This window comes from Streptomyces similanensis, from assembly GCF_039543625.1.
Taxonomy (GTDB): Bacteria; Actinomycetota; Actinomycetes; order Streptomycetales; family Streptomycetaceae; genus Streptomyces; species Streptomyces similanensis.
On the sequence record NZ_BAABKC010000026.1, the window covers coordinates 1 to 14,652 of the forward strand.

Annotated in this window: 12 protein-coding genes and 1 pseudogene; 7 read left to right on the forward strand and 6 right to left on the reverse strand. The window is 74.8% G+C overall.

The window, feature by feature from the left end; translation table 11 throughout:
• Window positions 1-2: 2 nt before the first annotated feature.
• Window positions 3-1,229 carry a D-alanyl-D-alanine carboxypeptidase family protein gene (locus ABEB07_RS09385; protein WP_425588976.1) on the forward strand — a complete coding sequence of 409 codons (1,227 nt, stop codon included), beginning with the start codon at window positions 3-5 and terminating at the stop codon, window positions 1,227-1,229.
• 54 nt (window positions 1,230-1,283) lie between these two features.
• Here ABEB07_RS09385 and ABEB07_RS09390 read toward each other — a convergent pair whose 3' ends face one another.
• On the reverse strand, window positions 1,284-2,081 hold the full coding sequence (locus ABEB07_RS09390) for an SDR family oxidoreductase (RefSeq protein ID WP_345667834.1): 798 nt from the start codon (window positions 2,079-2,081) through the stop codon (window positions 1,284-1,286).
• A 154-nt stretch (window positions 2,082-2,235) separates the two neighbouring features.
• Here ABEB07_RS09390 and ABEB07_RS09395 point away from each other — a divergent pair, with 154 nt between their 5' ends.
• A complete protein-coding gene (locus ABEB07_RS09395) occupies window positions 2,236-3,876 on the forward strand; it encodes an alkaline phosphatase D family protein (protein WP_345667835.1) in 1,641 nt (546 codons plus the stop codon).
• Here ABEB07_RS09395 and ABEB07_RS09400 read toward each other — a convergent pair.
• Entirely contained in the window at window positions 3,863-4,921 is a 1,059-nt protein-coding gene (locus ABEB07_RS09400) for a Gfo/Idh/MocA family protein (protein WP_345667836.1), read from the reverse strand. The two genes, ABEB07_RS09395 and ABEB07_RS09400, sit on opposite strands and share 14 nt — an antisense overlap.
• 98 nt (window positions 4,922-5,019) lie before the next feature.
• On the opposite strand from ABEB07_RS09400, the gene ABEB07_RS09405 reads away from it, so the two are divergent.
• The 3 genes from ABEB07_RS09405 (at window position 5,020) to ABEB07_RS09415 (ending at window position 8,805) form a co-directional block, all read left to right on the forward strand.
• Window positions 5,020-6,426, forward strand: a complete 1,407-nt coding sequence (locus ABEB07_RS09405; protein ID WP_345667837.1) for a multidrug effflux MFS transporter — start codon at window positions 5,020-5,022, stop codon at window positions 6,424-6,426.
• Entirely contained in the window at window positions 6,369-7,556 is a 1,188-nt protein-coding gene (locus tag ABEB07_RS09410) for a serine hydrolase domain-containing protein (protein WP_425588977.1), read from the forward strand. The genes ABEB07_RS09405 and ABEB07_RS09410 overlap by 58 nt, the downstream gene beginning before the upstream one ends.
• Window positions 7,557-7,782: 226 nt before the next feature.
• The gene (locus tag ABEB07_RS09415; protein ID WP_345667838.1) at window positions 7,783-8,805 is read left to right on the forward strand and encodes a small ribosomal subunit Rsm22 family protein; all 1,023 of its coding nucleotides are present in this window, start codon (window positions 7,783-7,785) and stop codon (window positions 8,803-8,805) included.
• A gap of 46 nt (window positions 8,806-8,851) precedes the next feature.
• On the opposite strand, the pseudogene ddaH reads toward ABEB07_RS09415, so the two are convergent.
• Window positions 8,852-9,712, reverse strand: a pseudogene (gene ddaH / locus ABEB07_RS09420) (dimethylargininase); the annotation flags it as partial.
• A 181-nt stretch (window positions 9,713-9,893) separates the two neighbouring features.
• Between ddaH and ABEB07_RS09425 the strand changes: the two are divergent.
• Together ABEB07_RS09425 and ABEB07_RS09430 are read left to right on the forward strand one after the other, a co-directional pair.
• Entirely contained in the window at window positions 9,894-10,508 is a 615-nt protein-coding gene (locus ABEB07_RS09425) for a TetR/AcrR family transcriptional regulator (protein WP_345667839.1), read from the forward strand.
• 145 nt (window positions 10,509-10,653) lie between these two features.
• The gene (locus tag ABEB07_RS09430) at window positions 10,654-11,391 is read left to right on the forward strand and encodes a bifunctional DNA primase/polymerase (RefSeq protein WP_164587313.1); all 738 of its coding nucleotides are present in this window, start codon (window positions 10,654-10,656) and stop codon (window positions 11,389-11,391) included.
• Between the two features lie 131 nt (window positions 11,392-11,522).
• Here ABEB07_RS09430 and ABEB07_RS09435 read toward each other — a convergent pair whose 3' ends face one another.
• The 3 genes from ABEB07_RS09435 to efeB are packed head-to-tail and all read right to left on the reverse strand — an operon-like array spanning window position 11,523 to window position 14,645.
• Complete coding sequence (locus tag ABEB07_RS09435; protein WP_345667840.1) at window positions 11,523-12,524, reverse strand: hypothetical protein; 1,002 nt, start codon at window positions 12,522-12,524, stop codon at window positions 11,523-11,525.
• A complete protein-coding gene (gene efeU / locus ABEB07_RS09440) occupies window positions 12,484-13,356 on the reverse strand; it encodes an iron uptake transporter permease EfeU (RefSeq protein ID WP_176148731.1) in 873 nt (290 codons plus the stop codon). The genes ABEB07_RS09435 and efeU overlap by 41 nt, the downstream gene beginning before the upstream one ends.
• 5 nt (window positions 13,357-13,361) lie before the next feature.
• The gene (efeB, locus tag ABEB07_RS09445) at window positions 13,362-14,645 is read right to left on the reverse strand and encodes an iron uptake transporter deferrochelatase/peroxidase subunit (RefSeq protein WP_345667841.1); all 1,284 of its coding nucleotides are present in this window, start codon (window positions 14,643-14,645) and stop codon (window positions 13,362-13,364) included.
• Between the last annotated feature and the right edge of the window lie 7 nt (window positions 14,646-14,652).

Below are 14,652 nucleotides of genomic sequence, written 5' to 3' on the forward strand. Positions count from 1 at the left end.
AGATCAAGATCCGCGGCCACCGCGTGGACCCGGCCGAGATCGAGGGCGCCCTGCTCGCCCACCCCGAGACGCAGGCGCGCGGCGCCACCGCCCTGCCCGCCCGGCTCTCCGCCCGCGCCTGGCTGCTCGCCGACTGGGAGAGCGGGGAGGTGCTCGCCGCCTGCCGCGCGCACGAGCGCCTGGCGCCCGCCTCCACGCTGAAGATGCTGTTCGCGGACACGGTGCTGGCCAAGTTCCCGCGCACCGACCGGCACACGGTCACCGCGGCCGACCTGGCCGACATCCCCGAGGGCTCCAGCCTCGTCGGCATCCAGCCCGGAACCACCTACACCGTCGAGCAGTTGTGGCAGGGCGTGTTCCTGCGCTCGGGCAACGACGCGGTGCACGTGCTCGCCGCGATGAACGGCGGCATCGCCAAGACGGTCGCCGAGATGCAGGCCAGGGCGGCCGACCTCCAGGCCCTGGACACCCGGGTGGTCAGCCCCGACGGCTACGACCACCCGGGCCAGCTCTCCTCCGCCTACGACCTGACCCTGTTCGCCCGGCACGGACTGAGGAACGCCGACTTCCGCGGCTACTGCGGCACCCGCACCGCCGACTTCCCGGCCGGCGGCGCGAAGACGTTCCAGATCCAGAACACCGACCGCCTGCTGACCGGGTCGTGGGGGCTGCGGACGTACGACGGCATGATCGGCGTGAAGAACGGCTACACCTCGCACGCCGGGAACACCTTCACCGGGGCCGCCGTGCGCGGCGGCCGCACCCTGCTCGTCACCGTGATGCACCCCGCGGCCGGCGCCAACGCCGTCTACGAGGAGACCGCGGCCCTGCTCGACTGGGGCTTCGCGCAGGGCGGCGCGGTACGGGCGGTGGGCGCCCTGGTCGATCCGCTGAGCGAGGGCGGCGCCAGGGCGGGCGGCCCGTCCGGACAGCGGGGCGGCGGGGCCGCGGACGGCCCGGGCGGGCCGTTCGTCGCGGCCGACGCCGGGCCCTCGACCGGCAGGCTGCTGGAGGGCGCGGGCCTCACCGCGGCGCTGCTGGCCGGCGGGGCGTGGGCGCTGCGCCGCCGGACACGGTCCCGCAGAGCCGCACCGGCGACCGGGACCGCCCCCGCCCCCCGCCGCGCCCGCCCCGACACGCCCGACGGCCCTGGAACTCCCGGCGCTTCCGGCGACTCCAGAACTCCCGGCGGCCCCGAGAGCGAGACACGGGGCCGCCACCGCCGCTGACCCGCCGCCGACCCGGCCGCCAGCGCCGCCGATCCGCCGCCGACCCGCCCCGGCTCAGCCGCGCCCCACGTACGGCATCGCCGTCGCCAGCACCGTCGTGAACTGCACGTTCGCCTCCAGCGGCAGTTCGGCCATGTGCCGCACCGTGCGGGCCACGTCGGCGACGTCCATCACCGGCTCGGCGGCCACCTCCCCGTTGGCCTGGAGCACGCCCCGCTGCATCCGGGCGGTCATGTCGGTGGCGGCGTTGCCGATGTCGATCTGCCCGACCGCGATCCGGTACGCCCGCCCGTCCAGCGACAGCGCCTTCGTCAGACCGGTCAGGGCGTGCTTGGTGGCGGTGTAGGGCGCGGAGTGCGGCCGGGGGGTGTGCGCGGAGATCGAGCCGTTGTTGATGATCCGGCCGCCCTGCGGGTCCTGCTCCTTCATCCGCCGGTACGCCTCCCGGGCGCACAGGAACGCCCCGTTGAGGTTGGTGTCCACCACGTGCTTCCACGCCTCGTAGGACAGCTCCTCCACCGGCACCCCGCCGGGCCCGAACGTGCCCGCGTTGTTGAACAGCAGGTCCACCCGGCCGAACCGGTCCACCACGGCGGCGAAGAGCGCGGCCACCTCCTCCTCCCGCGCCACATCGGTGCGCACGGCGAGCGCGGCGGCCCCGGGGACGAGCGCCGCCGTCTCCTCCAGCGCCCCGGCGCGCCGCCCCGCCAGCGCCACCGACCAGCCGCCGCGCAGCAGTTCGACGGCGACCGCCCGCCCGATCCCCGAACCGGCGCCGGTCACCACGGCGACCCGTCCGGCCCCGCCCGCGCCGCCGGGCCGTACGTCTCCTGCGTTGTTCACGGTGTTCATGGGGCGCAGCGTACGGCGTGGCGGTGCGCGGCAGCGCGCGGAACTCATCCCACCGCCATGGGATGGTCATGCCCGTGCCAAGTTCAGGTCGTCCCGGACCGGTCGAATGCCCTTGCACCGCGCACCGCGCACCCACCGCAAGGGGAGGACCCGGATGACGCCCGCGAACCGCCAGCCCGTGCACGCGCCCGAACTGCGAGCCGCCGCCCGCTCGTTGGGCCGCCGCCGCTTCCTGACCGGCACCGGCGCCGCCGCCGCGCTCGCCTTCGCCGTCAACCTGCCCGCCGCCGGCGCCGCGAGCGCCGCCGAACTGGACCCGGCCCGGATTCCCGCCGACCCGTTCACCCTCGGCATCGCCTCCGGCGACCCGCTGCCCGACTCCGTCCTGCTGTGGACCCGCCTCGCGCCCGCCCCGTACCAGGCCGACGGCGGACTGCCTGCGCGGCGCGTGGCCGTGCGGTGGGAACTCGCCCTCGACGAGCGGTTCCGGCGCGTCGTCAGACGCGGAACCGCCACCGCCCACCCCGAGTTCCAGCACACCGTGCACGTCGAGGTCGGCCACCTCGCGCCCGGCCGCGTCTACCACTACCGCTTCCGCGCCGGCCGCTGGACCAGCCCGGCCGGCCGCACCCGCACCGCGCCCGCCGCCGGCAGCCGGCCCACCGGCCTGACCTTCGGCCTGGTCTCCTGCCAGCGCTACGACGAGGGCCACTACACCGCCTACCGGCACCTGGCCCAGGACGACGTGGACGTGGTCTTCCACCTCGGCGACTACCTCTACGAGTACGCCGTCGACTCCGCCGGCGGCGCCCGCGGCCTGCCCAAGGGCACCCTCCCCGCGCTGTTCGGCCACGAGACGGTGACCCTGGAGGACTACCGCCTGCGCTACGCCCTCTACAAGTCGGACCCCGACCTGCGCGCCGCGCACGCCGCCCACCCCTTCATCGTCACCTGGGACGACCACGAGACCGAGAACAACTACGCCGACGACGTCCCGGAGACCGACGGCCCCCGCGACGCGTTCCTGCTGCGCCGGGCCGCCGCCTACCGCGCCTACTGGGAGAACATGCCGCTGCGCAGCCCCCAGCTGCCGCACGGCCCCGACCTCAGGCTCTACCGCCGCCTGCACTGGGGCCGGCTCGCCCAGTTCGACGTCCTCGACACCCGCCAGTACCGCTCCGACCAGGCGTACGGCGACGGCTGGCAGTACGGCGGCCCGGAGTCCGAGGACCCGGCGCGCACCCTGACCGGCGGCGCCCAGGAACGCTGGCTGATCGACGGCTGGCGCCGCTCGGACGCGCTGTGGAACGTCGTGCCCCAGCAGGTCACCTTCTCCGAGCGCCGCAACTCCACCACCGTGCCGTCCAAGCTCTCCATGGACTCCTGGGACGGCTACCCGGCCTCCCGGGAACGGGTGCTGGCCGGCGCGCGGGCCGCCGGGGTGGAGAACCTGATGGTGCTCACCGGCGACGTCCACGTGCACTACGCCTTCGACATCAAGCGCGACTTCGCCGACCCGGATTCCCCCACCGTGGGCACCGAGATCGTCACCTCCTCCGTCACCAGCGGCGGCGACGGCTCGGCGAAGCCGTCCAACTGGAACACCCTGATGACCGCCAACCCGCACCTCAGGTTCTTCAACGGGCTGCGCGGCTACGCCACGGTGGCGCTGGACCGCCGGCTGGCGCGCGCCGACTTCAAGACGGTCTCCCAGGTGACCAGGCCGGGCGCGCCGCTCACGACCGCCGCCTCCTTCGTGACGGAGGCGGGCGAGCCGGGGCTCAAGCCGGCGTGACCGCCGCCCCGGCGCCCTCCCGGGGGCCGGCCCCGTCCCCGGGGCCGGCCTCCTCGCCCGGGTAGCGCACACCGATCCGCTCCCGGATCGCGTCCAGCGTCCGCATCACCGCGAGGGTGCCCTCCAGCGGCACCACCGGCGACTCCCGCTCGCCCGCGCGCAGCGCCCGCATCACCTCAAGCGCCTCGTGCCGCATGCTGGTGCGCGGCCCGTCCGCCGGGTCGGCGGTGAACTCGCGCGGCTCGCGGCCGTCGCGGTGCAGCACGAACCGGTCCGGGTGGAAGAAGCCCGACGGCACGTCGATGCGGCCCGCGGAGCCGGTGACGGAGGCGCCGGTGGCCGTACCGCCGGTGAGGGAGCAGTGCAGCTGGGCCAGCGCGCCGCTCTCCCAGGACAGCAGCGCGCCGGTCTGAAGGTCCACGCCCTCCGGCGAGAGCACCGCCCGCGCCGTGAGGTCCGCCGGCTCGCCGAGCAGCAGCTGCGCGAACGACACCGGGTAGACGCCGAGGTCGAGCAGCGCGCCGCCGCCCAGGTGCGGGTCGCGCAGCCGGTGCGCGGGCGGGAAGGGGCCGGCCAGACCGAAGTCGGCCTGCACGGTGCGCACCTCGCCGATCGCGCCGTCGTCGACCAGCGCCTTGAGCCGCCGTACCAGCGGATTGCAGTACATCCACATGGCCTCCATCAGGAAGCGGTCGTGCGCGCGGGCGAGGGCGACCAGCTCGGCGGCCTCGCGCAGGTTCAGCGTGAACGGCTTCTCGCACAGCACGTTCCGGCCGGCCGCCAGGCACAGTCCGGCGGCGGCGCGGTGGGCGACGTGCGGGGTGGCGACGTAGACGACGTCCACGTCCTCGTCGTGCGCCAGCGACTCCCAGGAGCCGTAGGCGCGCCCGATGCCGAACCGCTCCGCGAACGCCGTCGCCGACTCGGCCCGGCGCGAGGCCACCGCCACCACCTCGGCGTCCGGCAGGTCCACCAGGTCCGCCGCGAAGTGGGCGGCGATACCGCCGGTCGCGAGGATCCCCCAGCGCACCTTCTGCTCCGTCATCCCGGACATCCCCTGACCCCACCCTCGTTCAAGCGTTCCTCGGCACGGTGTACGAGCTGAGAGCATAGGTGGCGGACCAGCCGGAGAGGGAGGGACGCATGTCGCAGGGCGGGACAGCCGAACCGCACGTACCGCACGTACCGCACACACAGGACGCATCGCGCACGACGGCCGGCACGGAGCAGCCGCTCACCGCGGGACCGGGCGCCGCGGGGCCGCCTCTCGCGGGACCGCCCACCACGGGGTCGCCCACCGCCGGGCCGGGCGCCGCCGCCGTGCGCCGCACGAGCCTCCTGGTCACCCTGGTCCTCGGCGGCCTCACCGCCACGCCCCCGCTGGCGATGGACATGTACCTGCCCTCCCTGCCGGAGGTGACCCGGTCCCTGCACGCGCCCGCCGCGACCGTGCAGCTCACCCTCACCGCCTGCCTGGCCGGGATGGCGCTCGGACAGCTCGTGGTCGGCCCGATGAGCGACCGCTGGGGCCGCCGCCGCCCGCTGCTGGCCGGCCTCGCCGTCTACGTCCTGGCCACCGCCCTGTGCGCGCTCGCACCCAACGTCGAGGTGCTGGTCGCCTTCCGGCTGGCGCAGGGCCTGGCGGGCGCGGCCGGGATCGTGATCGCCCGCGCGGTCGTCCGCGACCTGTACGACGGCGTGGCCATGGCCCGGTTCTTCTCCACGCTCATGCTGATCTCCGGCGTCGCCCCGATCGTGGCGCCGCTGATCGGCGGCCAGATCCTGCGGGTGACCGACTGGCGGGGCGTGTTCGTGGTGCTCACGGTGGTCGGCGTGCTGCTCGGCGCCCTCGTGTGGACGCGGCTGCCGGAGACCCTGCCGCCGGAGGAACGGCACGAGGGGGGAGTGCGGCAGGCGCTCGGCGGGATGCGGCGACTGCTCGCCGACCGCGCCTTCACCGGCTACATGATCGCCGGCGGCTTCGCCTTCGCCTCCCTCTTCGCCTACATATCGGCGTCGCCGTTCGTCATCCAGGAGATCTACGGCGCCTCCCCGCAGACCTTCAGCCTGCTGTTCGGGCTCAACTCGGTCGGGCTGGTCGTCGTCGGCCAGATCAACGGCAAGGTGCTGGTCGGCCGGGTCCGGCTGGACCGGGTGCTGGCCGTCGGGCTCGTCGTGGTCATCCTCGCGGCGGCCGCGCTGCTGCTGATGGCGGCCGGCGCCTTCGGCGAGGTGGGGCTCGCGCCCGTCGCCGCCGCGCTGTTCGTGCTCATGTCCGCGATGGGCGTCACCATGCCCAACACCCAGGCCCTCGCCCTGATGCGCACCCGGCACAGCGCCGGCGCCGCCTCCGCGCTGCTCGGCACCACCTCGTTCCTGGTCGGCGCGGTGGCCTCCCCGCTGGTCGGCGTCGCCGGCGAGCACACCGCCGTCCCGATGGCCGTCGTCCAACTGGTCGCCGCACTGGCCGCGCTGGCCTGCTTCGTGGGACTGTGCCGTCCCTGGGAAGCAACCGACACGACCGCGGGCGCGGAGGGGGAAGAGAGCTGAGCGCACCGAGACTGCGCCGGGGCACGCCGCTGCGAGCCGGCCTCGACCCCGCCGAACTGGGCTGCCTCGTCCGCGAGGTGCGCGCCCTGACCGCCGGGGACCGGCCCTGGGCGCCGGGCGCCGTGGTGGTCGCCGGCCGCGGCCCGGTGATCGCCGTCGCCGAGGCGGCCGGCTGGGCCGTACGGTACGGCTCCTACGACCCCGACACCGGCCGCGGCGTCGAACTCCCGCCCGAGGCACGGGTGCCGATGACCCTCGACACCCCCTTCGACCTGGCCTCCCTGACCAAGCTGTTCACCGCGGTGGCCGTCGTGCAGCAGATCGAGCGGGGCACCCTGGGCATCGACGCGCGGGTGGGGGCGTTCCTGCCGGACTTCCACGCCGCCGCCGCGCACGACCTGACCGTACGGCAGCTGCTCACCCACACCTCCGGCCTGCGCCCCGAACTGCCCCTGTACGACTGCCCGGACGACGCCGCCCGCCTCGCGATGCTGCGCGCGGAGGCCCCGATCGCCCGCCCCGGGACCCACACCTACTCCGACCTCAACCTCATCCTGCTCCAGCACCTCCTCGAACGCCTCACGGGCCGCCGCCTGGACGTCCTGATCCGCGACGGGATCACCCACCCCCTGGGCATGGCCGCGACCTGCTTCGGCCCCTGCCCGAACGCGGCGGCCACCGAGGACCAGCGCCGGCCGTGGGCCAAGGCGGACCGGGGCATGCTGCGCGGCGAGGTGCACGACGAGAACGCGTGGGCGCTGGGCGGGGTGGCCGGCCACGCGGGCCTGTTCGCCACGGCGACCGACCTCGCGGTCTTCTGCCGCACCCTGCTGGCCGGCGGCTCCTACGGCCCCGCCCGCATCCTCGGCCCCGACTTCGTCGACCTCCTGCTGACCCCTCCGGGCCTGGGCTTCGCCCTGGACCAGCCCTGGTTCATGGGCGAGCTGGCGGGCCGCGGCGCGGCCGGCCACACCGGCTTCACCGGCACCTCCCTGATCCTGGACCCCGCCACGGACACCTTCCTCGTCCTCCTCACCAACAAGGTCCACCCCCACCGCCACCCCCCGACCAACACCCCTCGAGCCACCACGGCAACCCACCTCTCCCGAGCCGTACGCAAGGCCCCGTAGGGGCGCGGGGCTGTGTCGTTCTGCGGCTCCGCCGCGTGGGCGCGCCCAGGAACTCCGTTGCCCTACAAGGGGCGCGGGGCTGTGTCGTTCTGCGGCTCCGCCGCGCGGGCGCGCCCAGGAACTCCGGCGCCCTACAAGGGGCGCGGGGAACTGCGCGCCCAGCCCCAAGCAACCCGCACCCGACAACAGACCCCACCCACCCCCACCCCACTGAGACAATCACGCAGTGAACGAGCACGCCCCCCCGTCGGAGACCCTCCGCACCGCACTGACCGCCCTCCTCGACGGCCTCCCGCCGAAGCAGGCCGCAGGCGCCGTGGAGCGCCTGATCGAGAACTACCGCGGCACCACCCCCACCCACACTCCCATCCTCCGCAACCACGCCGACGCCACCGCCTACGCCGCCTACCGCATGCCCGCCACCTTCGAGGCGGTCCACACCGCCCTCACCGCCTTCGCGGACGCGGCCCCCGACTGGACCCCCGCCGGCCACACCGACATCGGCGGCGGCACCGGCGCCGCCACCTGGGCCGCCGCCGCCACCTGGCCCGCCCCCCGCCCCACCACGGTGCTCGACTGGTCCGACGCCGCCCTCGCCCTCGGCCGCGAGATCGCCGCCGCCCACCCCGCCCTGCGCGCCGCCCACTGGCAGCGCGCCCGCATCGGCACGGCGCTCACCCTCGACCCCACCGACCTCGTCACCGTCTCCTACGTCCTCGGCGAGCTGACCGCGGCCGACCGCACCGCCGTCGTGGACGCGGCGGCCGCCGCCGCCCAGGCCGTCGTGATCGTGGAGCCGGGCACGCCCGACGGCTACGCCCGCGTCATCGAGGCCCGTGACCGCCTGATCCAGGCCGGCTTCCGCGTCGCCGCGCCCTGCCCGCACAGCGCCGCCTGCCCGATCGTGCCCGGCACCGACTGGTGCCACTTCTCGGCCCGGGTCAGCCGTTCCTCCCTGCACCGGCAGGTCAAGGGCGGCTCCCTCGCCTACGAGGACGAGAAGTTCTCCTACGTCGCCGCCGCCCGCTTCCCGGCCACCCCGGCCGCCGCCCGCGTCGTACGGCGACCGCAGATCCGCAAGGGGCAGGTCCTGCTGGACCTGTGCGAGCCCGCCCAGGCGCCGGACGAGTCCGGCAGCCCCGGAGAGCCGGAGCAGCTGCGCCGCCGCACCGTCACCAAACGCCACGGCGACCTGTACAAGGCGGCGAGGGACGCCGACTGGGGCGACCCCTGGCCCCCACAGATCTAGCCCCCTGGACGCACCTCACCCCTGCGAGCCGACAGCGCGCGGCGCCTCACCCCCGCAGCTCCAGCGAGCAGCACTTCACGCTGCCGCCGCCCCGGTGCAGCTCGCCGACGTCCACGCCGACCGGTTCGAAGCCGCGCTCGCGCAACGGCCCGAACAGCCCGGCCGCGGTCTGCGACAGCACCACGTGCAGCCCGTCGGAGACGGCGTTCAGGCCGAAGGCGAGCGCGTCCTCCTCGGTCGCGAGCAGCGCGTCCGGGAACAGCCGCCGCAGCACCTCCCGGCTGCCGGGGGAGAAGGCGCCCGGGTAGTACGCCACCTCGTCCGCCGCGTCGTCCAGCACCGCCAGCGCCAGGTCCAGGTGGTAGAAGCGGGGGTCGACCAGCTCCAGGCCGATCACCGGGCGGCCGAAGAACTCCTGCGCCTCCCCGTGCGCCAGCGGATTGGTCCGGAAGCCCCGGCCGCCCAGCAGATACGACGCGGTGACGGCGAGGTCGCCCTCGCCCTCGTTGATGTGCGTGGGCACGTGCAGGTGGCCGAAGCCGTGCTCCGCGAACCACTCCAGGTGCGCCTCGGCCTCCGGCTCCCGCTCCGGGTGGGCGAACCGGGCGCCGAACACCCGGCCGTCGGCCACCGTCGCGCCGTTCGCCGTGAACACCATGTCCGGCAGCCCCGGCACGGGCGCCAGCTCCCGCACGGTGTGCCCAAGCGAGCGGTACACCGCGCGCAGCTGCTCCCACTGGGCCAGCGCCAGCGGGGTGTCGACCGGTTTGCCGGGGTCCATCCACGGGTTGAGGGAGTAGCGCACGGTGAAGTGCGCGGGCGGGCACATCAGGTAGCGCCGGGGCACGGCGCTGCGGGTACGGGCCAAGGCGGGCTCCTCGGATGCCTCAGGGCTGCGGGGGGCTGCTCGGTGCGGTGCCTGCTGACCATGGTGACCCGCCTACGCCCGCACCGCGCGGGCCGGACGGCCCCTTTCGCCCGCCTGAGTGGCGTACCCGGCGCAGCGGCGGCAGCCGGCGCACCCGCCCCGCGCCCCCGCCCTCCCCATGGCGAGACGCCCCGTCTCACCCGCCTGCTACCGTCGCCCCATGGTCGACAAGCCCGCCCCCGACGCCACCCGCCGCAGCGAGCGGTCCCGCCGCGCGATCTACGACGCGGCCCTCGCGCTCGTCGCCGAGATCGGCTACCCGAGGACCACGGTCGAGGGCATCGCGGCCCGCGCCGGAGTCGGCAAGCAGACGATCTACCGCTGGTGGCCGTCGAAGGCGGACGTCCTGCTGGAGGCCTTCCTCGACCTCGCCGAGGAGGCCGCCCGCGAGGCCGGGCACCAGCCGTACGAGATCCCCGACACTGGAGACCTCGCCGCCGACCTCAAGGCCGTCCTGCGCGCCACCGTGGACGAACTGCTCGACCCGCGCTTCGACGCGCCCTCCCGCGCGCTGGCCGCCGAGGGCCTGGTCAACGAGGAACTCGGCCGCCGCTTCGTCGCCCACCTGCTCGAACCGCAGCTCCAGCTCTACGTGCGCCGGCTGCGCGCCGCCCAGGAGCGGGGAGCGGTGCGGCCCGAGGTGGACCCGCGCATCGCCCTGGAACTCTTCGTCTCCCCGCTCGCCCAGCGCTGGCTCCAGCACACCGGCCCGATCACCCACGCCTACACGGACACCCTGGTCGACTACGCGCTGTACGGAATCGCCCCCCGCTGAGCCCCGTCGTGCGCCCTTTGCCTCCCCTCCTGCTCCCCGCCGCCCCCACCCCGGAGGCGGACGCCGTCCACGGAAGGCGCAGGATGGTGGGACCATGGAGCATGCTGTCCACACCAGCGAGGCGACCAACGAGGCGAGGGGATAGATGAGCGCGGAGTTCGGCGGCCGCACCGGCCGGCAGGGCAAACTCTCCCAGTGGCTGCGCGGACGCCGCCCGAAGGAGACCGCCGGGGACGACGGCCGTCAGGCCCAGCTGCTCGCCTCCGCCGCCGCGGGACTGCCGCTGGCGCCCGCCGCGCACCCCGGGGCCGGCTACGGCTGTTCCTGCGACCGCGTCGGCTGTCCCACGCCCGCCCGGCACCCGGTGTCCTTCGCCTGGCAGACCCAGTCCACCACCGACCGGGCGCAGATCGAGCGCTGGGCCCGGCACCAGCCGCAGGCCAACTTCATCACCGCCACCGGCATGGTGCACGACGTCCTCGACGTGCCCCTGGAAGCCGGACGGGAGGCGATGGACCGGCTGCTCGCCGCCGGGATCGAGGTCGGCCCGGTCGCCGAGAGCGACGACGGCCGGCTGCTGTTCTTCACCGCCACCCGCGGCACCCCCGAGGACGAGGACGAGTGGTGGCCGTGCGAGCTGGACTGCCACCCGGAGACCATGGACGAGCATCCCGGCCTGCGCTGGCACTGCCGCGGCTCCTACGTCCTCGTACCGCCGGCCCGGCTGCCCGGCGACGACGGCCGCGCGGTGCGCTGGGTGCGCGGCCCGGAGCATCCGCTGCCCGACCCGCTCAGCCTCCTCGAAGTCCTCACCGACGCCTGCGCCCGCCACGTGGGCGAGGAGTCCGGCCACGTGGGCAGCGCCTGGCCCATGCGCCACTGACCCGCGCCTCCCGCGCCCCCGGACCGACCGGCCCCTGACCCGCGGCCCTCGAACCCGTAAGCCCCGGACCCGTAAGCCCCGGACCCATAGGCCCCGGACCCGTAGTTCTCAACCCGCAGGCCCCGGGCCCGTCACCCGCCCTGCGCCCCCGTGAGCCCCTGGATGCGGCCCAGCAGCTTGAGCTTCCCGCCGGCCGCGTCCCGCGCCGGGTCCAGGGCGACCTGGCTGGAGACGAACTCCATCGTCAGCGACTGCTTGATCTCGCCCTCGGTCAGCGCCCGCACGCTCTGGTTCGGCGCGGGCACCGAGGCGCCCGCGGCGGCGGTCTGCTTCTGATAGTGGTGCGCCGCGAAGAACACCAGCGCGCCCCCGTCGGCGGTGCGCAGCGCCAGCGGCGCGTAGCCGCCGTTCGTCAGCGGCTCGTCGATGTACTGGGTGGCCAGACCCGGCCGGACGGCCGTCCTGGCGCGCTGCGCACGCCAGTCGCTGGTGTACGGCCCGGCGGCGAAGGAGCCGCCGCCGTCCTTGAGGTACGCCGCGTAGTCCCGGCTGAGATCGCCGGGCGGCGCGAGCTGCCCGGCCGAGCCGGCGGGCACCGCCTCGGCCCAGCCGTCCGCGTCCGTACGGAACGCCGGCAGCACCGAGGGCGCCACCAGCGTCAGATACGCCGCCCGCCACTTCGCGTCCGGTTCCTCCCGGGTGAACACCAGCAGCCAGCGCGCGTCGCCGCCCTTGTTGGCCTTGGCGTCGGCGACGAACCAGCGCGGCCAGCCCGCCTTCTTGGGGATCGTGAACGTCGCGTCGGTCAGCTTCAGCGGTGTGTGCGCGGGGTTGCCGCCGGGACTGGTGGCGTGCCCGGCCCTCAGCCGCGCCGCGTCGATCGCGCCGAGCGCCCCGGTGACGTACCCGGCGTCCAGCGAACCGTCGTACGCCTTGTCGGCCCTGTTGTAGGCGTCGGTGAACGCGTCCAGCGCCCGGGCGGCCTCGGCGCGGGTGGCGGCCGGAAGCACCTCCCGCTCGCCGTGCACCACCACACACCCGCTCGCCGTCAGCGCCAGCGCGGCCACCGAGGCCGCCGCCAGCACCCCGCGCTCAAGCCTGCGAAGCCTTCGAGGGCCGCGGACCCTGCTCATCAGCTACCGTCACCTTCCCCTTCCCGGAGGCGAACCCTACCGGGGCGAAGAACAGTGCGAGCGCCGGGACCAGGTACAGCAGCCACACCGTGACCTGGAGGACGGTAGGGTCGGGCTGGAAGTTGAACACGCCCTTCAGCAGCGTGCCGTACCAGCTGTCCGGCTCGATGGTGCCGCTGATGTCGAAGGCCAGGTGGGTCAGGCCCGGCACCAGGTCGGCCTCCTGGAGGTCGTGCACGCCGTACGCCAGCACGCCCGCCGCGACCACCACCAGCATCGCGCCGGTCCAGGTGAAGAACTTCGCCAGGTTGATGCGCAGCGCGCCCCGGTAGAACAGCCAGCCCAGCAGGACCGCGGTGGCCAGCCCGAGGGCGACGCCGACCAGCGGGCGCGGGGTGCCGTCGGAGGCGGCGTGCACCGACGCCCACACGAACAGCGCGGTCTCCAGACCCTCCCGGCCCACCGCCAGGAACGCGGTCGCCACCAGCGCGCCGGTGCCCATCGCCAGCGCCTGGTCCAGCTTGCCGTGCAGCTCCGCCTTCAGGTGCCGGGCGGTGCGCCGCATCCAGAAGACCATCCACGTCACCAGGCCCACCGCGACGATGGACAGCGAACCGCCCAGCCCCTCCTGCGCCTGGAACGTCATCTCCTGCGAGCCGAACTCCAGCACGCAGCCGAAGCCCATGGCCAGCAGGACCGCGATGGCGATGCCCGTCCAGATCGGCCTGAGGGCGTCCCTGCGGCCGGTCTTGACCAGGTAGGCGATCAGGATGCACACGACGAGGCTGGCTTCCAGACCCTCGCGCAGACCGATCAGATAATTGGAGAACACAGGCCCTAAGCCTCCTCGGACAGCAGGGTGCGGCCCCACCAGTCGTTCGCGTCGCGGACGCCGGGCGGGATCGCGAAGACCGCCGAACCCACGTGCTGGATGTACTCGTTGAGCGCGTCGTGCGCCGACAGCCGGCGCTGGAGCGGAATGAAGCCCTTGCGCGGATCGCGCTGGTAGGCCAGGAAGAACAGGCCCGCGTCCAGCCGGCCCAGCCCGTCCGTGCCGTCCGTGAAGGAGTAGCCCCGGCGCAGGATGGTGATCCCGTCGTTGGAGTCGGGGTGCGCGAGACGGACGTGCGCGTCGGGCTTCATCGCCTTCAGGAACGGCGCGTCGTGCTCCTTGGCCTTGCCGGCCGGGGCGCCCTCGCCCTTGTCGCGGCCGAACACGTCCTCCTGCTCGGAGAGCGAGGTGCGGTCCCAGACCTCGATCTGCATCCGGATGCGCCGGGCCACCAGGTATGAACCCCCGTGCATCCAGGCGTCCTTCGCGCCGCCGTCCCCGTCGCCGGCCCACACGTACTTCTCCAGCCGGCCGGTCTCGGTGCCCGCGATGTTGCGGGTGCCGTCCTTGAAGCCGAAGAGGTTGCGCGGGGTCTGCGCGCCCGGGGTGGTGGAGGAGGTCTTGCCGAAGCCGAGCTGCGACCAGCGGATGGCGACCTTGCCGAAGCCGATCCTGGCCAGGTTGCGGATCGCGTGCACGGCCACCTGCGGGTCGTCCGCGCAGGCCTGCACGCACAGGTCGCCGCCGGTGCGGGACCGGTCGAGGTTGTCGCCGGGGAACGGGGGCAGGTCGACCAGGGCCTCGGGCCGGCGGTCCTTCAGACCGAACCGGTCGAACAGCGACGGACCGAAGCCGACGGTGAGGGTCAGCCGTGACGGCGGCAGGCCGAGCGCCTCGCCGGTGTCGTCGGGCGGCGCCTCGGCGAGGCCGCCGGTGGCGCCCTCGCCGACCGTCCGGCCCGCGGTCATCCGCCGCGCCGCCGCCGTCCAGTCCTTCATCAGCTGGACGAACTCGGCCCGGTCGTCGGTCTTCACGTCGAACGCGGCGAAGTGCAGCCGGTCCTGGACGGGCGTGGCGATGCCCGCCTGGTACGCGCCGTGGAACGCCACCGCTCCGGTGGTGTCCGTGTGGTCCGCGCCGTCGTCGTCCTTGGCCAGGGCGACCGCGCCGCCGGCCGCGACGGCGCCGAGCGCGAGCCCGGCGCCGCCCCAGCCGATGAGGGCGCGCCGGGAGGGAGCGGCGCCGCCGCGGCCGGCGGGGCCCGGCTCCGGGGTGTCCGTCTCGGTCATCGAGGGC

Bases quoted from the DNA above. Each gene is read 5' to 3' on its own strand.
- ABEB07_RS09390 (WP_345667834.1), bottom strand. From the start codon at position 2,081: ATGAACACCGTGAACAACGCAGGAGACGTACGGCCCGGCGGCGCGGGC.
- ABEB07_RS09395 (WP_345667835.1), top strand. From the start codon at position 2,236: ATGACGCCCGCGAACCGCCAGCCCGTGCACGCGCCCGAACTGCGAGCC.
- ABEB07_RS09400 (WP_345667836.1), bottom strand. From the start codon at position 4,921: ATGACGGAGCAGAAGGTGCGCTGGGGGATCCTCGCGACCGGCGGTATC.
- ABEB07_RS09405 (WP_345667837.1), top strand. From the start codon at position 5,020: ATGTCGCAGGGCGGGACAGCCGAACCGCACGTACCGCACGTACCGCAC.
- ABEB07_RS09425 (WP_345667839.1), top strand. From the start codon at position 9,894: ATGGTCGACAAGCCCGCCCCCGACGCCACCCGCCGCAGCGAGCGGTCC.
- ABEB07_RS09430 (WP_164587313.1), top strand. From the start codon at position 10,654: ATGAGCGCGGAGTTCGGCGGCCGCACCGGCCGGCAGGGCAAACTCTCC.
- ABEB07_RS09435 (WP_345667840.1), bottom strand. From the start codon at position 12,524: ATGAGCAGGGTCCGCGGCCCTCGAAGGCTTCGCAGGCTTGAGCGCGGG.
- efeB (WP_345667841.1), bottom strand. From the start codon at position 14,645: ATGACCGAGACGGACACCCCGGAGCCGGGCCCCGCCGGCCGCGGCGGC.